The organism is Streptomyces sp. NBC_01017, from assembly GCF_045162795.1.
Classification (GTDB): domain Bacteria; phylum Actinomycetota; class Actinomycetes; order Streptomycetales; family Streptomycetaceae; genus Streptomyces; species Streptomyces machairae.
The window spans coordinates 4,015,407-4,039,913 of the sequence record NZ_CP108683.1; the positions used below are offsets into that span (position 1 = coordinate 4,015,407).

General features: G+C 69.4%; 21 protein-coding genes and 1 riboswitch. Of the genes, 10 read left to right on the forward strand and 11 right to left on the reverse strand.

Annotation, left to right across the window (positions count from 1 at the left end; genetic code table 11):
• Window positions 1-14: 14 nt before the first annotated feature.
• Complete coding sequence (locus OG331_RS18115; protein WP_406197401.1) at window positions 15-1,145, forward strand: RNA polymerase sigma factor SigF; 1,131 nt, start codon at window positions 15-17, stop codon at window positions 1,143-1,145.
• Between the two features lie 21 nt (window positions 1,146-1,166).
• Here OG331_RS18115 and OG331_RS18120 read toward each other — a convergent pair whose 3' ends face one another.
• Entirely contained in the window at window positions 1,167-1,613 is a 447-nt protein-coding gene (locus OG331_RS18120) for a hypothetical protein (RefSeq protein WP_406197403.1), read from the reverse strand.
• Window positions 1,614-1,910: 297 nt separating this feature from the next.
• Between OG331_RS18120 and OG331_RS18125 the strand changes: the two genes are divergently transcribed.
• Together OG331_RS18125 and OG331_RS18130 are read left to right on the forward strand one after the other, a co-directional pair.
• A complete protein-coding gene (locus tag OG331_RS18125) occupies window positions 1,911-2,879 on the forward strand; it encodes a diacylglycerol/lipid kinase family protein (RefSeq protein ID WP_406197406.1) in 969 nt (322 codons plus the stop codon).
• Between the two features lie 319 nt (window positions 2,880-3,198).
• Window positions 3,199-3,456 carry a WhiB family transcriptional regulator gene (locus OG331_RS18130; protein WP_006142322.1) on the forward strand — a complete coding sequence of 86 codons (258 nt, stop codon included), beginning with the start codon at window positions 3,199-3,201 and terminating at the stop codon, window positions 3,454-3,456.
• Between the two features lie 165 nt (window positions 3,457-3,621).
• On the opposite strand, the gene OG331_RS18135 is transcribed toward OG331_RS18130, so the two are convergent.
• Together OG331_RS18135 and OG331_RS18140 are read right to left on the reverse strand one after the other, a co-directional pair.
• Window positions 3,622-5,097: a sensor histidine kinase gene (locus OG331_RS18135; RefSeq protein WP_406197409.1), complete on the reverse strand. Its 1,476-nt coding sequence runs from the start codon at window positions 5,095-5,097 to the stop codon at window positions 3,622-3,624.
• 414 nt (window positions 5,098-5,511) lie between these two features.
• Window positions 5,512-6,153 carry a TetR/AcrR family transcriptional regulator gene (locus OG331_RS18140; RefSeq protein ID WP_406197411.1) on the reverse strand — a complete coding sequence of 214 codons (642 nt, stop codon included), beginning with the start codon at window positions 6,151-6,153 and terminating at the stop codon, window positions 5,512-5,514.
• A 96-nt stretch (window positions 6,154-6,249) separates the two neighbouring features.
• Here OG331_RS18140 and OG331_RS18145 point away from each other — a divergent pair, with 96 nt between their 5' ends.
• Window positions 6,250-7,002, forward strand: a complete 753-nt coding sequence (locus OG331_RS18145) for an SDR family oxidoreductase (protein ID WP_406197414.1) — start codon at window positions 6,250-6,252, stop codon at window positions 7,000-7,002.
• Here the strand turns inward: OG331_RS18145 and OG331_RS18150 are convergent, their stop codons facing one another.
• Entirely contained in the window at window positions 7,003-8,091 is a 1,089-nt protein-coding gene (locus OG331_RS18150) for an SIS domain-containing protein (RefSeq protein WP_406197416.1), read from the reverse strand.
• A 228-nt stretch (window positions 8,092-8,319) separates the two neighbouring features.
• Here OG331_RS18150 and nagB point away from each other — a divergent pair, with 228 nt between their 5' ends.
• Window positions 8,320-9,105: a glucosamine-6-phosphate deaminase gene (gene nagB / locus OG331_RS18155; protein WP_328879393.1), complete on the forward strand. Its 786-nt coding sequence runs from the start codon at window positions 8,320-8,322 to the stop codon at window positions 9,103-9,105.
• An 82-nt stretch (window positions 9,106-9,187) separates the two neighbouring features.
• Here the strand turns inward: nagB and OG331_RS18160 are convergent, their stop codons facing one another.
• The 6 genes from OG331_RS18160 to OG331_RS18185 form a co-directional block, all read right to left on the reverse strand.
• Window positions 9,188-9,718 (reverse strand): hypothetical protein, encoded by a 531-nt coding sequence (locus tag OG331_RS18160; RefSeq protein ID WP_406197418.1) that lies wholly within the window; start codon window positions 9,716-9,718, stop codon window positions 9,188-9,190.
• A complete protein-coding gene (locus tag OG331_RS18165; protein ID WP_328423586.1) occupies window positions 9,715-9,963 on the reverse strand; it encodes a helix-turn-helix transcriptional regulator in 249 nt (82 codons plus the stop codon). The genes OG331_RS18160 and OG331_RS18165 overlap by 4 nt, the downstream gene beginning before the upstream one ends.
• 81 nt (window positions 9,964-10,044) lie before the next feature.
• Window positions 10,045-11,526 (reverse strand): glycoside hydrolase family 3 protein, encoded by a 1,482-nt coding sequence (locus OG331_RS18170; RefSeq protein WP_406197420.1) that lies wholly within the window; start codon window positions 11,524-11,526, stop codon window positions 10,045-10,047.
• A 9-nt stretch (window positions 11,527-11,535) separates the two neighbouring features.
• Entirely contained in the window at window positions 11,536-12,366 is an 831-nt protein-coding gene (locus OG331_RS18175; RefSeq protein WP_406197422.1) for a carbohydrate ABC transporter permease, read from the reverse strand.
• Entirely contained in the window at window positions 12,363-13,349 is a 987-nt protein-coding gene (locus OG331_RS18180; RefSeq protein WP_406197424.1) for a carbohydrate ABC transporter permease, read from the reverse strand. The genes OG331_RS18175 and OG331_RS18180 overlap by 4 nt, the downstream gene beginning before the upstream one ends.
• Window positions 13,350-13,492: 143 nt before the next feature.
• The gene (locus OG331_RS18185; protein WP_406197427.1) at window positions 13,493-14,770 is read right to left on the reverse strand and encodes an extracellular solute-binding protein; all 1,278 of its coding nucleotides are present in this window, start codon (window positions 14,768-14,770) and stop codon (window positions 13,493-13,495) included.
• A 321-nt stretch (window positions 14,771-15,091) separates the two neighbouring features.
• Between OG331_RS18185 and OG331_RS18190 the strand changes: the two genes are divergently transcribed.
• From OG331_RS18190 to mctP, 5 genes are all read left to right on the forward strand, one after another.
• Window positions 15,092-15,856 (forward strand): GntR family transcriptional regulator, encoded by a 765-nt coding sequence (locus tag OG331_RS18190; RefSeq protein ID WP_030947772.1) that lies wholly within the window; start codon window positions 15,092-15,094, stop codon window positions 15,854-15,856.
• A 137-nt stretch (window positions 15,857-15,993) separates the two neighbouring features.
• Window positions 15,994-18,150 carry a carbon starvation CstA family protein gene (locus tag OG331_RS18195; RefSeq protein ID WP_406197430.1) on the forward strand — a complete coding sequence of 719 codons (2,157 nt, stop codon included), beginning with the start codon at window positions 15,994-15,996 and terminating at the stop codon, window positions 18,148-18,150.
• A complete protein-coding gene (locus tag OG331_RS18200) occupies window positions 18,140-18,319 on the forward strand; it encodes a YbdD/YjiX family protein (RefSeq protein ID WP_383245525.1) in 180 nt (59 codons plus the stop codon). The genes OG331_RS18195 and OG331_RS18200 overlap by 11 nt, the downstream gene beginning before the upstream one ends.
• 126 nt (window positions 18,320-18,445) lie before the next feature.
• Complete coding sequence (locus OG331_RS18205) at window positions 18,446-18,712, forward strand: DUF3311 domain-containing protein (RefSeq protein ID WP_406197433.1); 267 nt, start codon at window positions 18,446-18,448, stop codon at window positions 18,710-18,712.
• Window positions 18,709-20,337 (forward strand): monocarboxylate uptake permease MctP, encoded by a 1,629-nt coding sequence (gene mctP, locus OG331_RS18210; RefSeq protein WP_406197435.1) that lies wholly within the window; start codon window positions 18,709-18,711, stop codon window positions 20,335-20,337. The genes OG331_RS18205 and mctP overlap by 4 nt, the downstream gene beginning before the upstream one ends.
• Window positions 20,338-20,370: 33 nt before the next feature.
• On the opposite strand, the gene OG331_RS18215 is transcribed toward mctP, so the two are convergent.
• Window positions 20,371-23,991: an ATP-binding protein gene (locus OG331_RS18215; protein WP_406197437.1), complete on the reverse strand. Its 3,621-nt coding sequence runs from the start codon at window positions 23,989-23,991 to the stop codon at window positions 20,371-20,373.
• A gap of 260 nt (window positions 23,992-24,251) precedes the next feature.
• Window positions 24,252-24,426, forward strand: a riboswitch (cobalamin riboswitch).
• The last annotated feature ends 81 nt before the right edge of the window (window positions 24,427-24,507 follow it).

Genomic DNA, 24,507 nt, shown 5'->3' on the forward strand with positions numbered 1-24,507 from the left:
ACGGGGACGGGCCGGTGCGGGACGAAGAGCGCGGCACACGGGAGCTGCCGGACGGCGCTGCCCCCTGCTCGGACGGAGCCGAGAGCCTGGGAGTGGGCCCGAGCGGTCCGAGCGGTTCCCGACGCATGGCTGACGGCATCGACGCCATCCCCGAGCAGGCCCGGCCGCACCCGGAGGACAACTCCGCGGAGGCCGGCTTCCTGGCCGACGGACGGGATGACGAAGGCGCCGTGCAGGGCGCGCCTCCGGGCGGGCGGACGGGGGTCTCCCCGGTCCGCACGGGGGCGAGGGCTCGGGAGAGGGCAACGGGCGGGACGATGAGCGAGCACCAGCGAAACGCCGAGGACGAGGCAATGAGCGCGCACAGCGTGCAGGCCACGCAGCACCACCCTCAGGACCGCAGCGGGGCACGCGCCATGTTCGTCGAGCTGCGCAAGCTGCAGGACGGCAGCCCGGAGTACGCGGACCTGCGCAACAAGCTGGTCCGTATGCACCTGCCGCTCGTCGAGCACCTGGCGCGCCGCTTCCGCAACCGCGGCGAGCCGCTCGACGACCTCACCCAGGTCGCCACCATCGGTCTGATCAAGTCGGTGGACCGCTTCGACCCGGAGCGTGGCGTCGAGTTCTCGACGTACGCGACCCCGACGGTCGTCGGCGAGATCAAGCGGCACTTCCGCGACAAGGGCTGGGCGGTGCGGGTGCCGCGGCGTCTCCAGGAGCTGCGCCTCTCCCTGACGACGGCCACGGCGGAGCTGTCCCAGCAGCACGGGCGCTCCCCCACCGTCCACGAACTCGCCGAAAAGCTGGCGATCTCGGAGGAGGAGGTCCTGGAGGGCCTGGAGTCCGCCAACGCGTACTCCACGCTGTCCCTGGACGTCCCCGACACGGACGACGAGTCCCCTGCGGTCGCGGACACCCTCGGCGCGGAGGACGAGGCGCTGGAGGGCGTCGAGTACCGCGAGTCGCTGAAGCCGCTGCTCGAAGATCTCCCGCCGCGCGAGAAGCGGATCCTGCTGCTGCGCTTCTTCGGCAACATGACCCAGTCGCAGATCGCGCAGGAGGTCGGCATCTCCCAGATGCACGTGTCCCGCCTGCTGGCCCGCACGCTGGCGCAGCTGCGGGAGAAGCTGCTGGTGGAGGAGTGACGGCTCCCTGAGAGCCGCCGGTTACTTCTGATCCGGTGCGCTGCCGGGCCCCCGGATGCCGAGGGCCTGGGTGGTAGCCGGGTTGATCAGGAGCACGAGCGTGGCGATCGCGACCGCAGCGATCGCAATGCCCGCCGGGATCGCAATGCTGTCGGCCTGCAGCAGGCTGTAGGCCACCGGCAGCGCCATGATCTGCGTGATGACGGACGGCCCCCGGCTCCAGCTGCGCTGAGCGAACAGCCCTCGCGCGGCGAGCAGCGGCAGCAGGGCGAGGACGACCAGCGTCACGCCCAGGGTGACGGCCTGCTGCCGATCGTCCGGATCCCCGGCGAACCCCAGCACCAGCACCCAGACACCCCCGACGGCCAGCGCCAGCCCTTCCAGCGCGGTCAGTGCCGCCGCATACGTCAGCCGCCGCGGACGCGGACCGGCGGTTTCCGGGGTGGTGGGGGTCTGCTCCTTGGTCACCCTTGAAGGGTAGCCCTCCGCGATATCGCGTTCGGAGAGGGAGGCTCCCGCCCGACGCCGGCCGGCATCAACCAGCCCGTCCGGCGTTTGAGGACAAGGCCCCTCAAGGGCCGAAGCGGGGGCCTGGGGGCGGCAGCCCCCAGGCCCCACAGCAACGGCGCCGCCAAGGAACCGACGGCACACGAACCCACGGCCAAGCCGACGGCAGTCCCCCCGTGTCGAGACTCACGCCTCATCTCTTACTAGATCCCAACCTCGACCTGTGCCCAGTACCCCCCAGTAGGTACGCTGCCAGTCATGCGTGCACTTCTCGTGGTCAATCCGGCAGCAACCACCACAAGCGCACGTACGCGCGATGTCCTGATCCACGCGCTCGCCAGCGAGATGAAGCTGGAGGCGGTCACCACCGAGTACCGCGGCCACGCGCGTGACCTGGGCCGGCAGGCGGCGGACAGCGACGACGTCGACCTGGTGGTCGCCCTCGGCGGCGACGGCACCGTGAACGAGGTCGTCAACGGACTGTTGCACAACGGCCCCGACCCGGACCGCCTCCCCCGCCTCGCCGTGGTCCCCGGCGGCTCCACCAACGTCTTCGCCCGCGCCCTCGGCCTGCCCAATGACGCCGTGGAGGCGACCGGCGCCCTGCTCGACGCCCTGCGCGAAGGCAGCGAACGTACGGTCGGAATGGGCATAGCGGCCGGCACCCCGGGCACGGAGGACGAAGCCGTACCCGCCAGATGGTTCACCTTCTGTGCGGGCCTCGGCTTCGACGCCGGCGTCGTCGGCCGGGTCGAGCAGCAGCGCGAGCGCGGCAAGAGGTCCACGCACGCCCTTTATCTGCGCCAGGTGGTACGCCAGTTCTTGCAGGAGCCCAACCGCCGGCACGGCACTATCACGCTGGAGCGGCCGGGGCAGGAGCCGGTGACCGATTTGGTGCTGTCCATAATCTGCAACACCGCTCCGTGGACGTATCTGGGCAATCGCCCGGTGTACGCGGCGCCTAAGGCCTCGTTCGATAGCGGCCTCGACGTGCTCGGTCTCAGCCGTATGTCCACGGTCGCGGTTGCCCGGTATGCAACCCAGTTGCTCACTTCGTCCCCCGCGCGCGGAGCCCATGGCAGGCATGCGGTCACGCTCCACGACCTGGACCAGTTCACCTTGCATTCGAAGGTCCCGTTGCCCCTTCAGATGGACGGCGACCACCTGGGGCTGCGCACGAGCGTGACGTTCACAGGCGTACGCCGTGCACTGCGTGTGATTGTGTGAGCGGAACGGGCTAAAGTCCTTTCACTCGAACGTTTAGGCCAGGATCCACCCCATGGAAGTACGGCTGTGACCTAGTCGACACCGAGGAATCAAAAAAAACTTTCCGGAAGGGGTTGTATCCGTCGCTGAGGTTTGCGAGTCTCTACGTGGCGATCGGGACGGCCCGCAAGACCGGCCTCCACTGATCACCGGAACCCCTCTTCAAATCACAGGACCTCGCCAGGGAACCTGGCGGTCGGCCCTTCACTTGTTGAGGGATTCGTGAAAGCGTTCACATTCACAAGCAATCAGCACGTAATACCAAGGAGAGGTAGCAGCCATGGACTGGCGTCACAACGCCGTTTGCCGCGAGGAAGACCCCGAGCTCTTCTTCCCCATCGGCAACACCGGTCCTGCGCTGCTGCAGATCGAGGAAGCCAAGGCCGTCTGCCGTCGCTGCCCCGTTATGGATCAGTGTCTGCAGTGGGCGCTCGAGTCCGGCCAGGACTCCGGCGTCTGGGGTGGTCTCAGCGAGGACGAGCGTCGCGCCATGAAGCGCCGTGCCGCCCGCAACCGGGCCCGTCAGGCCTCCGCCTGACAACACCCGCCCCGCAAACAGCCTGAGCTTGGCGGCGCGTACAGCGAGTACGCATCTCCCGCCCCCGAGCCGCAGCGCGCAGTACCCCCGATGCGCTTAGCAATACAGAGCAGCAACGAGCACTGGCCCTGGACCGGATGGTCCAGGGCTCTTTGCTGTCCGCCCCTACTTGTGCGCCCGAACCGGGATGTCCAGGATCACCCTGGTCCCCCGCTCCGGTGCCGGGACCATGTCGAACGTGCCGCCCAACTCGCCCTCCACCAGCGTCCGTACGATCTGCAGGCCGAGGTTGCCCGCGGTGTGCGGGTCGAAGCCCTCGGGGAGGCCCACGCCGTCGTCCTGGACCGTGACCAGAAGGCGGACCTGCTTCGTCGTACCGCCGCGGACGGCCGAGACCTCGACCGTGCCGGTGTCGCCCTCGCGGAAGCCGTGCTCCAGCGCGTTCTGGAGGATCTCGGTCAGGACCATCGACAGCGGGGTGGCGACCTCCGCGTCCAGGATGCCGAAGCGGCCGGTGCGCCGGCCGGTGACCTTGCCGGGCGAGATCTCGGCGACCATCGCCAGCACCCGGTCGGCGATGTCGTCGAACTCCACGCGCTCGTCGAGGTTCTGGGAGAGCGTCTCGTGCACGATCGCGATCGACCCGACCCGCCGTACCGCCTCTTCGAGGGCCTCGCGGCCGCGGTCGGACTCGATTCGGCGGGCCTGGAGGCGCAGCAGGGCCGCCACCGTCTGGAGGTTGTTCTTGACGCGGTGGTGGATCTCCCGGATGGTCGCGTCCTTGGTGATCAACTCGCGCTCTCGGCGGCGCAGTTCGGTGACGTCCCGGAGCAGCACCAGCGAACCGATGCGCGTGCCCTTGGGCTTGAGCGGAATCGAACGGAACTGGATCACACCGTCACCGGACTCGATCTCGAACTCGCGCGGTGCCCAGCCGCTGGCGACCTTGGCGAGCGCCTCGTCCACCGGTCCCTGCGTCGGGGCGAGTTCGGCGGTGGTCTTGCCGAGGTGATGGCCGACGAGGTCGGCGGCGAGGCCGAGGCGGTGGTAAGCCGACAGCGCGTTCGGGGAGGCGTACTGGACGATGCCGTCGGCGTCGACGCGGATCAGGCCGTCGCCGACGCGGGGCGAGGCGTCCATGTCGACCTGCTGGTTGGCGAACGGGAACGATCCGGCCGCGATCATCTGCGCGAGATCCGAGGCGCTTTGGAGGTACGTCAGCTCGAGGCGGCTCGGGGTGCGCACGGTCAGCAGGTTGGTGTTGCGCGCGATGACGCCGAGGACGCGCCCGTCACGTCGTACGGGAATCGACTCGACGCGGACCGGGACCTCCTCGCGCCACTCGGGGTCGCCCTCCCGCACGATCCGGCCCTCGTCGAGCGCGGCGTCCAGCATCGGGCGGCGGCCGCGCGGGACGAGGTGGCCGACCATGTCGTCCTGGTACGAGGTCGGGCCGGTGTTGGGCCGCATCTGCGCCACGGAGACATAGCGGGTGCCGTCGTGGGTGGGGACCCACAGGACGAGGTCGGCGAAGGAGAGGTCGGAGAGCAGCTGCCACTCCGAGACCAGCAGGTGGAGCCACTCGAGGTCGGAGTCGTCGAGGGCCGTGTGCTGGCGTACGAGTTCGTTCATGGAGGGCACGTGGCCGAGCGTACCTGGCGGTACGGACATGGCTGGAAACCAGCCACTACGGGAGGCGATACGGTCCTGAAAACACCCGCGGGCCGCGGCGCCTGAGAGGGACCCTCAGCCCTCCCGGCACCGCAGCCCGGAGCAACATCGGCCGTGGGGTGTGCGGTCCCGGTCGGCCGAAGGATGAGGAGCCGGGGCAGTCAGGGCAGAGAGCTCCGGTTCCTCGGTCCGCCTTCCTGTGCGGGGAAGACGGAAGTCGGTGCGTTCTTGTACTACGCACTCCTTCGCATTGTGGACTAGACCACTCTGGTGTGTCCATGCGTTGGAGCGTGTTTGCTGTTGACGCTTCTTCGCGGGCTCCGAACCAACTGGAGGACCAGCGGGACGCCCTACCATCCACCACGCAGCCTAACCCGTGTGGGTTCATGTGCGAGGCCAGTTGGCCATGGCAATTTCCGCAAGTGCCTCCAGTTCCTCCCGGCTCGCCCCGTCGCGCGCCTGTTGTGACATGCCCTGGATCATTGCGCCGGCGTGCCGGGCGAGGGCGGGGGCGTTGACGCCGGCGGGGAGGGTGCCGGTGGCGATGTCTGCTTCGATACGGCTGCGGATGGCGCCGATGGTGGCGTTGCGCCGGTCGCGCAGCGAGTCGGCGACCTCCGGGGTGGTGCAGTTGATGGCCGCGTGGGCGATGAGGCAGCCCTGCGGATGGCGGGGATCCGTGTAGACGCCGGAGGCCTCTCGCAGGGTCCGCTCGACGGCCGCCCGGGCGGTGGGCTCCTCGGCGAGGGCGCGGTCCGCGAACGAGGCGTAGCGCGAGGTGTAGACGCGGACGACCTCATCGAAGAGCGAGCGCTTGTCACCGAAGGCCGCGTACAGACTCGGGGCGCCGATGTCCATGGCGCGGGTGAGGTCCGAGACGGACGTCGCCTCGTAACCACGCTCCCAGAAGGCCAGGATCGCCTTCTCCAGGGCGGTTTCGCGGTCGAAGGAGCGGGGCCGTCCGCGCGTCTTCGCCGCAGGCCGCGCCCCCGCCCCGGTCTCCGTCGTCATCTCGCTGCTCACCATGGAGTGCATTTTATAGCGAGCACTAGAGAAACGACGGTTGGCTGTTGTACGTTCTTTCTGTAGCGACCGCTAGGGAAATGCGAGGGGGGCGTCGGCATGGGCGTGCTTGCGGGCAGGACGGCACTGGTCACGGGGGCGAGCAGGGGGATCGGACGGGCGATCGCCGAGCGGCTGGCACACGACGGGGCGCGGGTCGCCGTGCACTACGGCAGTAACGAGGCGGCGGCGAAGGAGACGGTCACCGCGATCGAGACGGCGGGCGGCAGCGCGTTCGCCGTCCGCGCCGAACTGGGCGTGCCCGGTGACGCCGAGACTCTCTGGGATGCCTTCGACCGGCATACGCAGGGCGTCGACATCCTGGTGAACAACGCGGGCATGGCGATTTTCGCGACCATCGGCGAGACGGACGAGGAGGCGTACGACCGGACGCAGGCGGTCAACGCGAAGGCACCGTTCTTCATCGTCAAGCACGGCCTCGGACGCCTGCGCGACCACGGACGGATCATCAATGTCACGGCCGCCACGGACTACGCCATCGCCCCCATAGCCGCCACCCACATGGCCAAGGGCGCGGTCACCACCCTGACCCGCTCACTCGCTGCCGAGTTGGCACCGCGCGGTATCACCGCCAACTCCGTCGGGCCCGGCTTCATCGACACGGACCTGACGAGCGCCGCACTCGCCGACCCCGGCATACGCGGACACGCCGAGGCCGTCTCGGTCTTCAAACGCGTCGGTACGTCGTCCGACGTGGCCGACGTGGTGGCCTTCCTGGCATCGCCCGACTCCCGCTGGGTCACGGGGCAGCACATCGACGCGACCGGGGGCTCGCTGCTGAGCCTGCACTAGTCAGCGCGTCTCCGTCACCTTCGCCAGCGCCCGCGGCGCGTCCGGGTCCTGGCCTCGGGCGATGGTGACCTCGTAGGCCAGGAGCTGGAGCGGGAGGATCTCAAGGATCGGCTGGAGCTCCTCGGCGACGCCTTCGGTGGGCAGGACGAAACCGGCCGAGGCCTGCTCGACCTGGTGCCGGGCGCCGATGACGACCAGGTCGGCGCCACGGCCGCGGAGCCGGTCGAGGACGGGCTGGAGCACCTCGCCGCCCTTGCCGTCGGTGACGACCGCGATGACCGGGGAGACGTTGTCGACCATGGCGAGCGGGCCGTGCAGCAGGTCGGCGCCGGAGTAGGCGAGGGCCGGGATGTAGCTGGTCTCCATCAGCTTCAGGGCGGCTTCTTTGGCCGTGGGGTAGCCGTAGCCGCGGGAGGTGATCACCATGCGTTCGGCGAAGCGGTAGCGGGCGGCGAGGGTGCGCACCTCGTCCTGCCGGGCGAGCAGTTGCTCGGCGAGATCCGGGAGCGCCATGGCGGGGGTGCCGTCGCCACCGCGCAGTCCTTCGACGAAGAGGTACAGGGCGAGAAGGGAGGCCGTATAGGTCTTGGTCGCGGGCAGGGCCCTCTCCGGTCCGGCCATGATATCGAGGTGGTACTCGGAGACGGCGGCCAGCGGGGAGTCGGGGTTGTTGGTCACCGCGAGCGTGATCGCGCCGGCCTCGCGGGCGGCCCGGGTCGAGGCGACGAGGTCCGGGGAGCCGCCGGACTGGCTCACGGTGATGACCAGGACGTCGGTGAGGTCGGGACGGGCGCCGTAGGCGGTGGTGGTCGACATGGAGGTCAGGCCGCAGGGCAGGCCGAGGCGGATCTCCAGGAGGTACTTGGCGTAGAGCGCGGCGTGGTCGGAGGTGCCGCGGGCGGTGAGCAGGACGAAGCGGGGCGCGCGGGCGGCGATCTCCTGGGCGACGCGACGGATGGCGGGGGCGCCCTGGGACAGGATCCGGCGCAGCGCGGCGGGCTGTTCGGCCATCTCGCGGGCCATGATCCGGCCGGGGAAGTCGTTGTGAGGGGCGTGCGGGTCGGGAGGGTACGGGGTCGTGGTGGTCATGGGACCTCCCTGCTCTCGCTCCCACTGCCGGGCATGGCGCCTGTCGCTTCCGGCGGACAGTCTCCATTCCACTCCCCCACGGGCAATGACGCCTGCCCGACGGTCCGCCGACATGTCCGCGGGGCTTGCGTTCACCTGGGCCCCGTAGCCTCGCTCTGTTAGATTGGTCTAAACCACATGCCCCTTCAGGGTGCCCTTCGAGTCCTACTTCAGATCGGCAGGCCCAGCGTGGAAGTTGTCATCGTTCCGGACGCCAAGGCGGGTGGCGAGCTGATAGCCGAGGCCATGGCCCAGCTCCTGCGGCGCAAGCCCGACGCCCTGCTCGGCGTGGCCACCGGGTCGACGCCACTGCCCATCTACGCGGCACTCGCGGCCAAGGTGCGCTCCGGCGCCGTCGATGCCTCGCGGGCGCGGATCGCGCAGCTCGACGAGTATGTGGGGCTGCCGGCCGAGCACCCGGAGTCGTACCGGTCGGTGCTGCGCCGTGAGGTGCTGGAACCGCTCGGGGTCGGGATGGACGCGTTCATGGGGCCGGACGGTACGGCCGAGGACGTACCCGGGGCGTGCGAGGCGTATGACGCGGCGCTGGCCGAAGCCGGGGGTGTGGACCTGCAGTTGCTCGGGATCGGGACCGACGGGCACATCGGGTTCAACGAGCCGTGCTCCTCGCTGGCGTCGAGGACCCGGATCAAGACGCTGACGGAGCAGACCCGGGTCGACAACGCGCGGTTCTTCGACGGGGACATCGAGCAGGTGCCGCACCACGTCATCACCCAGGGGATCGGGACGATCCTGGAGGCGCGGCACCTGGTGCTGCTCGCCACCGGTGAGGGCAAGGCGGACGCGGTCGCCGCGACCGTCGAGGGGCCGATCGCGGCCGTCTGCCCGGCGTCGGCACTGCAACTGCACCCGCACGCCACGGTCGTCGTCGACGACGCTGCCGCGTCCAAGCTGAAGCTGGCCGACTACTTCCGGCACACCTACGCCAACAAGCCGGAGTGGCAGGGGATTTAGGGCGCCGCACGCGCCGGGCATGCGTGCGGCGGGCACCCGTGGACAGGGGACCCGCCGTGCGCTCGCCGGACATGCGTCAGGGCTAGAGAGTGGCCGTCTCGTCCTCGGCCGGCTCGTCCTGAGCGGTCAGGCCGGCCACCCACAGCGGCATCAGCCAGTGGGCCGCGAGGACCGCGGCGAGGACGGGTGCCGCGTAGACGCGCAGGGCGTCGCCGTCTGCCGCGCCCGCTGCCAGCAGGCCGACCACGGCCGCGAGCAGCAGGCTGGTCATCGTGCGGTGGGCGCGGGCGAGCACCCGCCTGCGTTCGGCCGACTGCCGCTCGTCGAGGGCGCGTTCGCGCAGTTCGAGCAGGCCCCGGGTGGCGCCGTTGATCACGCCTGTCGCCACCATCCACGGCAGCATCAGCACTGCCGCGGCGATGACGGCCCACATCGGCTCCGTCGACGAGAGGGAGAAGTACGTGGTCAGTGCTCCGATGGCCACGGTGAGTACGACGTGCGCGGCGACGACCAGCCGGCGACGCGTGGTCGTGGCGTACATCGGGCGCCCTCGGGGGTCGTTCATCAACCGCAGCATGCTCCGGTCGTAGCGCGTCAGCCGCGTCGTCGTCATGACTGTTTCCTCCCGTAGACCTCGTCCGTGAGCGGCCGGAACGGATCGAGGGAGAACAGTGCCTCGACCGGCAGTCCGAAGAACTTCGCGATCTTCAGTGCCAGGTCGAGGCTCGGGTTGTACTGCCCCCGCTCGATGTAGCCGATGGTCTGGTAGTGGGCTCCCACTGCCTCGGCCAGGCTCTGGCGCGACACCTTACGTTCGGCACGCACCATCGCCAACCTGTTGTGCACCTGCTCGCTCATGTATAAGAAGTACTACATTCGGGAGTGGAGCTGCAACCACAGGCATCGAGCGGGTCACGGGACGAGTCGGGCTCGGGGGCCTCAGACCCCGGCGATGACCTCCGCCGCCGCACGCCCGCACACACGGGCCGCACCGTGCGTGGCGATGTGCAGGGCGCCGCGGGCTTCGGCCTGGGGGACGCCCATTTCGACGACGACCGTGTCCGGGCGGGAGCGCAGCAGGGTGTCGAGGGCCGTTGCCATCCAGGGGTGGCGGTGCTCGTCGCGGACGACGGCCACCATGCGACGGCCGGCCGCAGCCTGCAGCGCCTCCAGCCCCGCCTCCTCCCCCGTGTAGCCGCCCGTCTCGGTGCCGGGGAGCAGTCGGGCCAGTTCGGCGGCGACGCCCCAGGGGGTCTCGTCGCCTACGGCGATGTTAGCGACCGGGGTGAAGGCGGCGACGTACGGCGCCTCGGTGAGCGGGATGAAGCCCTCCGAGCCGGTCACCTTCAGTGCGCGCCGGGCGGCGACGAGCCCCACGTCCGGACGCGCCTCGCCCTCGGTACCGGGGACGCCCGCCGTCCAGCCGGCCAGCTCGCGGACCCGTTCCGCCGCCTCCGACAGCCGTTCCTCGGGGAGTTCACCGGCGCGGACCGCCGCGACCAGGGCGTCGCGCAGGCGTCGTACCGTCTCGTCGTCGGCGAGGCCGCCGCCCACGCAGATCGCGTCGGCGCCGGCCGCGATGGCGAGGACGCTGCCGCGTTCGATGCCGTAGGTGGCGGCGATGGCCTGCATCTCCATGCCGTCGGTGACGATCAGGCCGGTGTAGCCGAGTTCGCCGCGCAGCAGGTCGGTCAGGACGGGCCGGGACAGGGTTGCCGGGTGGTCGGGGTCCAGGGCCGGAACCAGGATGTGCGCGCTCATCATCGCCCTCGTGCCGGCGGCGATCGCCGCTCGGAACGGGGAGAGTTCCCGGTCGGCCAGGACCGAGGCCTGGGCGTCGATGCGGGGCATCGAGTGGTGGGAGTCGACCGCCGTGTCGCCGTGGCCGGGGAAGTGCTTGGCGCAGGCCGCCACGCCCGCGGACTGCAGGCCGGTGACGTAGGCCGCGGTGTGCCGGGCGACCAGGGCGGTGTCGGCGCCGAAGGAACGTACGCCGATGACCGGGTTCGAGGGGTTGGAGTTCACGTCGGCCGACGGGGCCCAGTTGAGGTTCACTCCGCAGGCTGCCAGGCGGCGGCCCATCTCGAAGGCCACCTCCCGCGTCAGCTCCACGTCGTCCACCGCGCCCAGGGCGTGGTTGCCGGGGAAGCTGGAACCGGTGCGCACCTCCAGCCGCGTCACATCACCTCCTTCCTCGTCGATCGCGACCAGCACGTCGTCGCGCTCGGTACGCAACTGGGCCGTCAGGGCCGCCAGTTGCTCGGGCGAGGCGATGTTGCGGCCGAACAGGCCGACGGAGGCGAGGCCCTCGCCGAGGCGGCGCAGCAGCCAGTCGGGGGCGGTGGTGCCGGTGAAACCGGGCTGGAGAACGGTCAGGGCATCGCGCGTCAGAGTGTCGGTGCCGCTGGCGAATGTCGTCATCGGGTGGCGTTATCCCTTCACGGCGCCGGCCGTCAGGCCGCTGACAGCCTTGCGCTGCAGGAAGACGAAGAGGATCAGGATCGGGATGGCGAAGAGGGAGGACGCCGCCATCGTCGCGCCCCAGTCGTTGCCGAAGGCGGTCTGGAAGCTGGACAGCCACAGTGGCAGGGTCTGCGCCTCCGCCTCCTTGTTCAGCACCAGGACCAGCGGGAATTCATTCCATGCGGTGATGAAGCCGAACAGGGACGTGGACATCAGCCCCGGCGCCAGCAGCGGCAGGATGACCTTGCGGAAGGCCTGGGCGCGGCTGCAGCCGTCGACCATCGCGGCCTCCTCCAGCTCCCTGGGGACGGCAGCGACGAAGCCACGCAGGGTCAGGATGGTGAAGGGCAGGATCATCATCATGTAGAAGACCGTGAGCGGCAGGAGGCTGTTCAGCAGCGACGCGTCCCGCACGATCATGTACATCGCGATGATCATGACCTCCCAGGGCGCCATCTGGGCCATCATGAAGCCGATGACGAACCCGCGCCGCCCCTTGAACCGCATCCGGGCCAGGGCGAAGGAGCCCGCCAGCGCGATGACCAGGGCGAAGCCGACCGCGCACAGCGTGACGATCAGCGAGTTGGTGACGTACGTCCAGAAGTGGTCGACGCCGGTCGCCCGCTTGAAGTGGTCGAAGGTGATGTCGGTCGGGAACCACACCGGGTTCTCCGAGATGATGTCGCCGGTCGGCTTGAAGGCCGTGGAGAACATCCAGTACACGGGGAAGACGAAGCCGATGAACAGGACGACGGCCGTGACGTTGGGCCACAGGCGGCCGAAGAGTGAGCGCTTCACAGCTCGTCCTCCTCTTGCTTGAGCACGATCCTGAGGTAGTACGCGGTCAGGCCGAGCAGGATCAGGATGGTCAGGACGGCGATCGCGGCGCCCATGCCGTAGTGCTGGTTGCCGACGCCCTCGATGTAGGCGTAGACGGGCAGGATCTCGGTGAGCCGGTCGGGGCCGCCGCCGTTGATGGTGAAGACCTGCACGAACGCCTTGAAGACCCAGATGATCTCCAGGAAGGTCGTGGCGTAGAGGAACGGCCGCAGGAAGGGCATGGTCACCGTGGTGAAGCTCTTCCAGGCGCCCGCGCCGTCCAGCGCCGCGGCCTCGTACAGCTCGCCCGGGATGGTGGTCGTGGCCGCGTACAGGTTGATCGCGACGAACGGGATCGACATCCAGACGATCAGCAGGGTGACCACGAAGAACGTCGACATCTGGCTGCTGGTCCAGCTGTAGTCGGCCATGGAGTGCCAACCCAGCTTGTCCAGCACCCAGTTGACGACGCCGAAGCGCTGCGCGAACAGCCACTGGTAGACGGTGCTCGCGGCGACCACGGGCATCGCCCAGGCCAGCACGAGCCCGAGCAGCAGCACGACCCGCATCCGCTTGCCGAGGCGGGCGAGCAGCAGGCCGACCAGGGTGCCCACGACCATGATCAGGGCGACGTTGACCGCCGTGAACAGGATCGAGCGCAGGGCGACGCGCCAGAAGTCCTCGCCGGTGAGGACCTCCTTGTAGTTGTCGATGCCGTTCCACTCGGTGACGTGCTGGATCAGCTGCGCCATGTTGAGGTTCTGGAACGACAGCAGGACGTCCTTCACCAGCGGCCAGCCGAGCAGCAGCACGGTGGCCGCACAAGCCGGCAGCAGCAGGAGGTACGGGGTGAACGCACCGAGGCGGGACACGGCTCGGGGCCGCGGCCCCGCGGAGCCGCTCTCGGCTTTCCCGACTGCGTCCACCGGACCGGAAGGCGGCCGTTCGGTCTGCACGGTCATGCTCGCGATCTCTCTTCTCGGCCTGCATGTTTCGGCCTGCGTCACTCGGCCTGCGTATCTGGGCCTGCGCACGTGGACCCGCGTACGGTCGCCGGGGCGGGGGGCGTCATGCGCATCCCCCACCCCGGCGCGACCCGGTGCCCCTACTGCTGCTGAGCCAGACGCTTGTTGAGCTCGTCCTCGACCTGCTTGGCCGCCTCGGCCGGCGACTTACCGTTCAGCACGGCGGTCATGTAGGTCTTGACCGGGTTGGGCGCGTTCTCCACGGCCGCCCACTCCGGGATCAGCGGCGTGGTGCCACCGCCCGCGGCGGCCGGCGCGGCGGCCTCGGCGACGGCGTTGCCCTTCAGGTTGGCCTGCAGGGCCTCCTTGTTCGGGATGACGCCGTTCTGCTTGGCGAGCTCGCCCTCGTACTGGTCGGACAGGGCGATCTTCAGGAACTCCTTGGCGAGCTCCTGCTTCTTGCTGCCCGTGGCGACCGCGAGGTTGGAGCCACCGAGGAAGACACCCTCGGGCTTGTCGGCCGTGGCACCGGGGATGGTGAAGTAGCCGATGTCCTGCTCGATCTTCTTGTTGGCCGCGATCGCCGTACCGGCCTCCCAGCCCATGCCGATGAAGGCGCCGACGTTGCCCTTGGCGAACACCTCGGCCTGCTGCGGGGTCGCCTCGTCCTTGTCCTTGGGCGCCTTGGACAGCGCCTGGAACTTCTTGTACGTCTCCATGGCGGCGGCGACCTTCGGGTCGTCGAGGTTGGAGACGTACTTGTCGCCGTCCTTCTTCACCAGCTCGGCGCCCTCACCGATGGTCAGGCCGACGAAGTGGTACCAGTTCTGGCCCGGCAGGTAGATGGGCTCGGCGTCGGTCTTCTCGCCGATCTGCTTGAGGTCGGCGTAGAACTCGTCGCGGGTCTTCGGGGTGTCCTTGATGCCCGCCTCGGCCCAGACCTTCTTGTTGTAGAGGACGACGCGGTTGGCGAAGTACCACGGGGCGGCGTACTGCTTGCCGTCGTAGATGGAGGACTCGTTGAGGGACTCGGCCCAGTCGGTGCCGATCTCGGTCTTGAGGTCGGCGAGGTCGGCGAGGCCGCCGGTCTTGGCGTAGGCCGGGGTCTGGGTGTTGCCGATCTCGAAGACGTCCGGCGGGTTCTCCTCCGACAGGGCGGTGGTCAGCTTCTGCTGGATGCCGTTCCACTGCTGGATCTCGAACTTGACCTTGGCCTTGGTCTTCTTCTCGAAGGCGGCCTGGACGTCCTTCTGCCACTGGTCCGGGGAAGAGCCGTCCATCACCCACACCGTGAGCGTCTCACCCGCGTAGCCGTCGGCCCCTGCCTTGTCCCCGCCGTCGCCGTTGTCGCCCCCGCACGCCGCCAGGGAGATCATCATGCCCGCGACACCGATCGCGGATATCAGCTTGCGCTTCACGCCACCCTCCTCAGGGATGCCACAAACCCCCCTGCCTCCCCGCACGAGCGTTGGGCCGGGACCTGGACCAATGGTGTAGACCAGTAGGGGGAGCTTGGACCAGACCAGAAAGCGTGTCAAGGGTGCTCGAATAGGCTCCGACCAGCCGTTATGCGACCTACATATGCAGGAACCTTTAAGTAAGAAGCCAGCGAAAACACCGACACCGGAGTACGCTCGTCCGCTAGACCACTTGGCACTGTGGACTAGACCAAATGAGGCGGCGACGGTATATAGAAGGGATCACGATGTGACCCGCATCCGGAGCCGGGAAGGCGAAGCATGAGCACCGACGTCAGCAGTGCGGAGAACGAGAACGGCGCGACAGTCCGTACCGCCCGCGTGCCCAAGTACTACCGCCTGAAGAAGCACCTTCTCGACATGACGGAGACCCAGGCGCCCGGCACCCCGGTTCCGCCCGAGCGCACGCTGGCCGCCGAGTTCGACACCTCCCGCACGACCGTGCGCCAGGCCCTGCAGGAGCTGGTCGTCGAGGGACGCCTGGAGCGCATCCAGGGCAAGGGCACGTTCGTCGCCAAGCCGAAGGTCTCGCAGGCCCTGCAACTCACCTCGTACACCGAGGACATGCGCGCCCAGGGCCTGGAACCGACCTCCCAGCTGCTGGACATCGGCTACATCACCGCCGACGACCGCCTCGCCGACCTGCTCGACATCACGGCCGGCGGCCGGGTGCTGCGCATCGAGCGGCTGCGCATGGCGAACGGCGAGCCGATGGCCATCGAGACGACCCACCTGAGCGCCAAGCGCTTCCCGGCCCTGCGCAGGTCACTGGTCAAGTACACCTCCCTCTACACCGCGCTCGCCGAGGTCTACGACGTCCATCTCGCCGAGGCCGAGGAGACCATCGAGACCTCCCTGGCCACCCCGCGCGAGGCCGGCCTGCTCGGCACGGACGTGGGCCTGCCGATGCTGATGCTGTCCCGGCACTCGCTGGACCGGGACGGACAGCCGGTGGAGTGGGTCCGGTCCGTCTATCGCGGGGACCGCTACAAGTTCGTGGCGAGGCTCAAGCGGCCTCAGGACTGAGCCCGCCCGGGAAGGTGAAGCGACAACAGGTGAAGGGACAACACGTGAAGGGACAACAACTCCCGCACGCGGTGTAGCGCGTCTCCCCAGCCTGCTCTACGTTCCTCCCGTCGCCGCATGGACGGGAGGACCACCCGGTGCGTACCGCGAATCCCCGAACCGTCGTCATCTGGACCCTGGTCGCGCTGGTAGGTGCCGCCGGCTGGACCGTGCTGGCGCTGTCCCGCGGCGAGGAGGTCTCCGCCGCCTGGATGGTCGCCGCCGCCCTCGGCTCGTACGCCATCGCCTACCGCTTCTACGCCAAGTTCATCGCGCACAAGGTCCTCAAGGTCGACCGGACCAGGGCCACCCCGGCCGAACGCCTCAACAACGGCATCGACTTCCACCCCACCGACCGCCGGGTCCTGCTCGGCCACCACTTCGCGGCGATCGCGGGCGCCGGCCCCCTCGTCGGCCCGGTCCTGGCCGCGCAGATGGGGTATCTCCCCGGCACGATCTGGATCATCGTCGGCGTCATCTTCGCGGGCGCGGTCCAGGACATGGTGGTGCTCTTCTTCTCCACTCGCCGCAACGGCCGCTCGCTCGGCCAGATGGCGCGCGAGGAGATCGGCCCGTTCGGCGGCGCGGCCGCGCTGCTGGCCACCTTCGTCATCATGATCATCCTGCTCGGCGTGCTGGCCCTGGTGATCGTCAACGCCCTCGCGCAGTCCCCGTGGGGCACCTTCTCCATCGCGATGACGATCCCGATCGCCCTGCTGATGGGCTTCTACCTGCGGGTGCTGCGCCCCGGCCGGGTCGCCGAGGTCTCGTTGATCGGCGTCGCGCTGCTGCTGTTCGCCCTGATCGCGGGCCGCTGGGTGGCCGAGTCGTCGTGGGCCGACACCTTCACGCTCGCGCCCTCGACGCTGGTCGTCTGGATGGTGGCGTACGGCTTCATCGCCTCGATCCTGCCGGTGTGGATGCTGCTGGCGCCGCGCGACTACCTGTCGACCTTCATGAAGATCGGCACGATCTTCCTGCTCGCCCTCGGCGTCGTCATCGCCCTGCCGACGCTGAAGATGGACCCGGTGACGGACTTCGCCTCCCGCGGGGACGGCCCGGTCTTCGCGGGGTCGCTCTTCCCCTTCGTCTTCATCACCATCGCCTGCGGCGCGCTGTCCGGCTTCCACGCGCTGATCTCCTCCGGTACGACGCCGAAGATGATCCAGAAGGAGACCCAGGTCCGGATGATCGGGTACGGCTCCATGCTGATGGAGTCGTCGGTCGCCGTGATGGCGCTGGTGGCGGCGAGCATCATCGACCCGGGCCTGTACTTCGCGATGAACGCGCCCGCCGGTGTCATCGGCGACACGGTGCAGAACGCCTCGCAGGTCGTGGGCAGTTGGGGCTACCAGATCTCCCCGGAGGCGCTCGCGCGGGCGGCGGAGAACGTCGAGGAATCGACCCTGCTCTCCCGTACGGGCGGCGCGCCCACCCTGGCCATCGGCGTCTCCGAGATCTTCTCCGAGGTCACGGGCGGTGGCCTGCGCGCCTTCTGGTATCACTTCGCGATCATGTTCGAGGCGCTGTTCATCCTGACCGCCCTGGACGCCGGCACCCGCGTGGGCCGCTTCATGCTCCAGGACATGCTGGGCAACGTCCACCGGCCCTTCAGGAACATCAGCTGGAAGCCCGGCGTGCTCATCACCAGCGCCGTGGTGTGCGGCCTGTGGGGCTACTTCCTGTGGGTGGGCGTCCACGAGCCCCTCGGCGGCATCAACCAGCTCTTCCCGATCTTCGGCATCTCGAACCAACTGCTCGCGGCGGTCGCCCTCGCCGTCTGCACGACCCTGCTGGTGAAGTCGGGGCGCCTCAAGTGGGCCTGGATCACCGGGGTTCCGCTCGCCTGGGACGCGACGGTGACGCTGACCGCCAGCTGGCAGAAGGTCTTCTCCAGCGACCCGAAGGTCGGCTTCTTCAAGCAGCGCCAGGTGTTCCAGGACGCCATCGACCGCGGCGAGGTCCTGCCGCCGGCCAAGAGCATGGACGACATGCACACCGTGGTCACCAACTCCACGGTGGACGGCGTCCTCACCGCGGTCCTCGCGCTCCTGATCGTCGTCGTGATCGTCGACGCCACCCGCGTCTGCGTCCGGCACGTCCGCCGCCCGGCGCTGTCCACGCTCAGCGAGGCGCCGTACGTCGAGTCGAAGATCACAGCTCCGGCAGGGCTGTTCCCGACCAAGGAGGAGAGGGAGGAGGAACGCCGTGCGGTCGCTGAGGCGAGCAGTCAGTCTTCGGCGGGTGTTCAGTAGCGTGCGCTGGTACGTGCGGGAGTTGACCGACGAGTCAGCATACGACCGCTATGTCACCCACGTACGGCATGAGCGTCCGGACGCGGAAGTGCCCTCCCGGCGCGACTTCGAGCGGATGCGGACGGACCGTCAGGAAGCAGATCCACGCCAGGGGTTCCGCTGCTGCTGAGCGCCCGGTCGGCGTGCACACCAATCCTCCACATCCGATATGCGGACAGGGGCTTCCGCTGTCGTTGCACCGTCACCTACATTGCCCGGGCGTTTCAGGTGATCAGTGAGGGGACGGAGCCGTCAGATGTCAGATGCCCCAGAAGTGAACAGAGAGCCGGTGGTGACGCCCATACGGGTCGTCATCGGCCTCTGTCTCGTCGCGCCCTTCGTGGCGATGCTGTGGGTCGGTTCGTACGCCAAGGCCGATCCGGAAGTCGCCGGCATCCCGTTCTTCTACTGGTACCAGATGCTGTGGGTCCTGCTCTCCACGGTGCTGACGATGGTCGCGTACAAGCTGTGGCAGCGTGACCAGCGCGCCCGCGGCTCCCGGAAGGGCGGTGCGTCGCAGTGAACGACGGCGTGAACGGCGTCGCGCTCGGCGTCTTCATCTTCTTCTTCCTGGCCGTCACGGTCATGGGCTTCCTGGCCGCGCGCTGGCGCAAGGCCGAGAACGAGAACAGCCTCGACGAATGGGGCCTGGGCGGCCGGTCGTTCGGCACCTGGGTCACCTGGTTCCTGCTCGGCGGCGACCTGTACACGGCGTACACCTTCGTCGCCGTACCCGCGGCGATCTACGCGGCGGGCGCGGCCGGCTTCTTCGCCGTGCCGTACACGATCCTCGTCTACCCCCTGATCTTCACGTTCCTGCCCCGCCTGTGGTCGGTCTCCCACAAGCACGGCTATGTGACGACCTCGGACTTCGTGCGCGGCCGCTTCGGCTCGAAGAGCCTGTCGCTGGCAGTGGCCGTCACCGGCATCCTGGCGACCATGCCGTACATCGCGCTCCAGCTCGTCGGCATCCAGGCCGTGCTGGACGTGATGGGCGTCGGCGGCGGCGAGAACACCAACTGGTTCATCAAGGACCTGCCGCTGCTCATCGCGTTCGGTGTGCTGGCCGCGTACACCTATTCCTCGGGCCTGCGCGCGCCCGCGCTGATCGCGTTCGTGAAGGACACGCTGATCTACATCGTCATCGCGGTGGCGATCATCTACATCCCGATCAAGCTCGGCGGCTTCGACGAGATCTTCGCCAAGGCGGGCGAGGCGTACAGCCAGACCAACCCGGCCACGGGCGCGCCCCGCGGGGCGCTGGTCCCGGGCGAGGCGGGGCAGTGGACGTACGCCACGCTGGCGCTGGGCTCCGCGCTCGCGCTGTTCATGTACCCGCACTCGATCACCGCGACGCTGTCCTCGCGCAGCCGTGAGGTGATCCGCCGCAACACCACGATCCTGCCGCTGTACTCCCTGATGCTGGGCCTGCTGGCACTGCTGGGCTTCATGGCGATCGCGGCCGGCATCAAGGTGCAGAACGGCCAGCTGGCGATCCCGCAGCTGTTCGAGACGATGTTCCCCGACTGGTTCGCGGGCGTGGCCTTCGCGGCGATCGGTATCGGTGCGCTGGTGCCGGCGGCGATCATGTCGATCGCGGCTGCGAACCTCTTCACCCGCAACATCTACAAGGACTTCATCAAGCCGGACGCGACGCCCGCGCAGGAGACCAAGGTCTCCAAGATCGTGTCCCTGCTGGTGAAGGTGGGCGCGCTGGTCTTCGTCCTCACCATGGACAAGACGGTCGCCATCAACTTCCAGCTGCTGGGCGGCATCTGGATCCTGCAGACCTTCCCGGCCCTGGTCGGCGGCCTGTTCACGCGCTGGTTCCACCGCTGGGCCCTGCTGGCCGGCTGGGCCGTCGGCATGATCTACGGCACGGTTGCCGCGTACGGGGTCGCTTCCCCGACCCAGAAGCACTTCGGCGGTTCGGCGAAGGAGATCCCGGGCATCGGCGAGATCGGCTACATCGGCCTCACGGCGTTCGTGCTGAACGTGGTGGTGACGGTGGTCCTGACCTTCGTCCTGAAGGCCGCGAAGGCCCCGGAGGGCATCGACGAGACGAAGCCGGAGGACTACACGGCGGACGCGGGCGACCCGGGCGTCCAGGTCGAACTGCCGCCGGCCACGGCGGGGACGAGCCACTGACCCGGTAGGCGGCAAATGGCCGGGCGTACCGCACTAGCTGCGCGTGCGCCCGGCCATTTGCTGCCAGAAACCGTCGAGCTCGCGCACCCGCATACTGACCCAGTGCGGTGTCTTCCTGCGCAGGACCCTGGGAAGACGTCGGCGTACTCGTCCCGGCAACAGGGCTTGCTGCTGGCGGCAGAACGGCTCCCGGATCTCCCCGCGTGGCACACAGCCCCGGGGCGGGTAGGGGCAGAGCCGGAACTTGCAGTCGGGCGGACAGGTCGTCCCCGGCTCGGGCGGGTCCGCCATGCCGGCCCGCAGGTCGGGCCGCAGCGGGCGGCGATCGCTGCGGATGCACGGCGGGAGTGACGACGTCCCCGGCTGCTCCGCGCGGATCATCCGCTCCTCGACCTCGTCCGGATGCCCGTCCCGTTCGATGAGGTTCAGCATCACCAGCACGTCGGCGACCAGGCACTGGGCGCGCGCGTCGAGGGTGCTCCAGCCGACCGAGGGCGGGATCCACAGGTTGTGCTTGCGGTACTCCAGGGGGGCGCCGGTGCGCGCGCCGATGTTGTCGGCGACGCCCTTCTCGTCGATCCAGAGGAACCGCTCGGGTTGCCCGGTCTCCAGCGTGAGGGCCACCAGGTCCCCCGCCTCGGCGACGAAGGGGTGCAGGGGCCGCCGGGGCGAGGCACCGTTCGCCTCGGGATGCCCGGGTGCCCGGTGCGCCGTGCCGGCCATCGACAGCCAGCGCTCCGCGGTCTGTACGGCGGTCGCCCCGCCCAGCGCCCGGGGTGGCTCGCGCCCGCCGTCGTGCCCGTCCCTCCCCGGCGTCGCGTGCCGCTCCCGCTCGTGGACGCCTACGGTGTCGGGAAGCCTCCACAGGCACAGCGCCTGGAGCAGCATGACCTGCGCGTACCAGCACCGGGACTGCTGGAGCACGGTCTCCGCCTGCCGGATCAGGTCCGCGCGACCGCCCTGGTGGGCCCGCGGGTGCCGGATCCGGCGGTTGGCCGCGTACTTGAAGCCCTGGGCCAGCGCGGCCTCCAGGGCGAGCGGCAGATCGGGGGCGCCGCCGGTGGCCTTCGGGTCCAGATGGCGCAGCCACTTGGTGAGGCGTTCGCGGGCCTCGTCACGGTGTGCCTCGTCGACGGAGCCCAGCAGCATGGGGATCATCCAGGCCCGCATCACGAACTCCCGGAACAGAACGACCCGTTTCCCGCGGTACTCCTCGTTGAGCTTGCGCCGGTCCTGCTGCAGCCGCCCGATGCGCTCGGTGCCGGCCCGTGAGGCCGCGCCCGCGGCCCGCGCCCGCGCCATGCGCTCGGCCCACTGCTCGTACTCACCGCGTTTCCAGGCCTTCAGCTCGCCGAGCCGGTCGTTGTACTCCTGCACGGGGTCGGTGTTCAGCCCGATCCGCCCGCGGATCACGGCGAAGGCCGGGTTGCCGCCGCTGCCGAACTCCTGGGCGACGGCCAGGCGTATCGAGTAGGAGGGTTCCTTCACACCGATCTGGACGAGCTGTTCGTAGAGCGGGGTGGTGTCGATCCGGTCGGAGACGCTGCGCAGGGCGGCTCCGAGTTGCTTGAGCAGCCTCAGTTTGGCGTCGTCGAGGCTGCGCCGGTCGCCCTTGAAACCGGCCCAGGTCCTGCGCACTTCGTCCAGGATGTCGCCCAGCAGCCGCGGAGTGTCCTCCACGCTCTCGATCTCCACGGCGGCCGCGTAGAGATCGAGCGCCTTCGGATCGTCCGTGCGGCGTTCCGCGGCCCTGCAGAGCCGGTGGGCCAGGGTGTGCCCGCGCACCCGTGACCGGCGAAGCCGTTCCTCGACCTCCTTCGTCACCTCGGCCCGTACGCCCTCCCGGCGGGCCCTGACCCTCGCCGCCCGGCGGCGCGACAACAGCACCAGGGCCATGAGCAGTTCGCGGCTGGGTCCGGGCGGCTGGAGCACGTGCTCGACGAGCTCGCCGGCTCCCCGCTCGCCCAGCTGCCACAGCACGCGGTAGCCGAAGTAGGCCTGGATGATGCTGTGCGGGAAACGGACCTTGCGCTCGAAGCCCTCCACCAGGCCCAGCTTGTCCGCGTTGCGCGCGATCCGGGCGAGGGCGGCGCGGCACTGGTCCAGGTTCCCCCCGCGCAACCGCCTCCTCTCCTCCGGGCCGATCCGCCGGCACAGCACGTCCCAGATCTGCTGCCGGTGCCACTCGGAGAAAACGTTCCCGCGCCTGCCGTACCGGTCGAAGGCGCGTCCGCCGGCCCACAGATGCTCGGCGCGGGCCTGCGCGCGCCGCATCGGACCGGGGTGGGCGTCCGAGTCGAGCAGCTCCCCGAGGCCGACCTCCAGCTTGTCCTGGAGCAGTCCCACGCAGGCCAGGGCGGAGACCACTTCGAGGGTGTCGCGGCGTTCCTGCCGGCTCAGCGCGACGTCCCGGCGCAGCCGGCCCTGGCACAGCGCCTCGTCCCAGGTCTCCAGCAGCCACAGCCGCAGCATGCCGCGGTCGCGGCTGCGGGTGTTCATGTGCTGCGGTTCGTTGTCCGGCCGGTCGTGCTCCAGGGCGCCGTGGCGGTGCAGTTCGCGGGCGATCTGGAGGTAGACGGGCGACTCGGTCACCTCCGCCGTCTCCACGATCCAGTCCACGCGGCGTTCGTCCGTCTCCGGGACGCGTGCCTGGACGAACCGCAGGGCATCCTCCTCGCTGAGCGGTTCCAGCTCCACGATCGCGGCCGGGGTGCTCTCCAGCGGGCTGTGCGGACGGGAGGCGATGACGAGGGGCAGCTTCTCCTCGTAGGCACGCTCGATGGCCCGCCGGATGATGTTGTCCCGGTTCTGTTCGAGGCCGTCGCCGAGGAGAGCCTCCTCCAGTCCGTCCGCGATGACGACCGGTTTGTCGTCGGCGAGCAGTTGCTGCCAGACCCGCTCGGTCTTGGTGCGCGCGAGGATGCCCCGGGGTGCCTCCTCGATGAAGCGCTCCTTGGCCATGCGTTCGAAGTTCAGGTCGCTGTCGCCGTTCGCGTCCCGCAGCCGGATCGGCACAGGTACGGCGTTCTGCTCCGCCAGCAGTTCGGTGAGCCGTACCAGGACGGCGGTCTTGCCCACGCCGACGCCGCCGACCAGCAGATAGGGCCGGCGCGTGTTGCGCTCGCGCAGCCGTTCGGCGATGACCCGGGCGATCTCCTCCCGGCCCACGATCTCCGTGGCGTCCGGACCGGCGGTGAGGACCAGTCGGTGGGGGTCGTCCCGCGCCTTGGCGAGATAGCGCCGTTTGGTCCACCGGTACCACCAGAACAGAAAGAGCGCGGCGGCGAGCGACGCGGCCAGCACCGGACCGAGGAAGCGCAGCACGGTGTCGAATCCCTCATTGCCCTCCCGCCACTTCTCGAAGCCGGTCGTCCTGCCCCAGATCAGGATGTACAGGCCCTCCACGACCCACGCGAGCACGGCGAGCGCGGCCACCGTCCAGATGGCCCGGGTGACGTTGGTGTAGGTGAACCACCGGCGCCACTTCCTGGGGCGGGTGGTGCCGCCGCGGGCCTCCAGGCGGATCGCCAGCCGGTGCCAGTGGCCCGTGAACCCCTGCCTGAGCCAGGCGCCCGCCCGTCTCGGAGCCAGCGTCGCCATCGGCGCGTTGCGCGGCCGGTCCTTGCCGGGCGGGTGACGGACGACCCTCGTCATGGCGCGTGTCCTTCCGAGAAGCGTTCTCGAAACGGAGCGACCGCGGGGCACCGACACCTATCTCCATGGAAGCACTCCCGGAACCCCCCGCAACCCGGCGGCCCTCGGCGAGATCACCGCCCGGGCCTGCCTCCAGGACGGCGATCCACGAACGTCCGGGCTTCGTCCGCACCCGGGCGGGCCGGAGCCCGATCCCGCCCCTCGCCGACATCACGCTCCTCACCCACAAGTTGACGCTCTGAAACCAGCACGACACAACATCTGGGGGTGGCGTGGCGGGTGAGCACAAGATGTATGCTCATGCTCGCTGTCGTCGCAGGGGAATCCGGTGCGAATCCGGAACTGTCCCGCAACGGTGTACTTGTGCATGTCTGTTCCCAGGAGCGGCGTGCGCAGGAGTCAGTCCGAGGACCTGCCGACAGCGCGCCCGGCCACCCGGCCGGTGCGCCCGATGTCCGGGCCTCGTGGAATGGGCCGGTGGACGCGACGCCGTGTGCGCTCGTGTGCTGCCCCCTG

What these genes read in the sequence shown, in the direction of transcription:
- OG331_RS18125 (WP_406197406.1), top strand. Translation starts at nt 1,911, where the DNA reads ATGCGTGCACTTCTCGTGGTCAATCCGGCAGCAACCACCACAAGCGCA.
- OG331_RS18130 (WP_006142322.1), top strand. Translation starts at nt 3,199, where the DNA reads ATGGACTGGCGTCACAACGCCGTTTGCCGCGAGGAAGACCCCGAGCTC.
- OG331_RS18140 (WP_406197411.1), bottom strand. Translation starts at nt 6,153, where the DNA reads ATGGTGAGCAGCGAGATGACGACGGAGACCGGGGCGGGGGCGCGGCCT.
- OG331_RS18145 (WP_406197414.1), top strand. Translation starts at nt 6,250, where the DNA reads ATGGGCGTGCTTGCGGGCAGGACGGCACTGGTCACGGGGGCGAGCAGG.
- OG331_RS18150 (WP_406197416.1), bottom strand. Translation starts at nt 8,091, where the DNA reads ATGACCACCACGACCCCGTACCCTCCCGACCCGCACGCCCCTCACAAC.
- OG331_RS18160 (WP_406197418.1), bottom strand. Translation starts at nt 9,718, where the DNA reads ATGACGACGACGCGGCTGACGCGCTACGACCGGAGCATGCTGCGGTTG.
- OG331_RS18165 (WP_328423586.1), bottom strand. Translation starts at nt 9,963, where the DNA reads ATGAGCGAGCAGGTGCACAACAGGTTGGCGATGGTGCGTGCCGAACGT.
- OG331_RS18170 (WP_406197420.1), bottom strand. Translation starts at nt 11,526, where the DNA reads ATGACGACATTCGCCAGCGGCACCGACACTCTGACGCGCGATGCCCTG.
- OG331_RS18180 (WP_406197424.1), bottom strand. Translation starts at nt 13,349, where the DNA reads ATGACCGTGCAGACCGAACGGCCGCCTTCCGGTCCGGTGGACGCAGTC.
- OG331_RS18190 (WP_030947772.1), top strand. Translation starts at nt 15,092, where the DNA reads ATGAGCACCGACGTCAGCAGTGCGGAGAACGAGAACGGCGCGACAGTC.
- OG331_RS18205 (WP_406197433.1), top strand. Translation starts at nt 18,446, where the DNA reads ATGTCAGATGCCCCAGAAGTGAACAGAGAGCCGGTGGTGACGCCCATA.
- OG331_RS18215 (WP_406197437.1), bottom strand. Translation starts at nt 23,991, where the DNA reads ATGACGAGGGTCGTCCGTCACCCGCCCGGCAAGGACCGGCCGCGCAAC.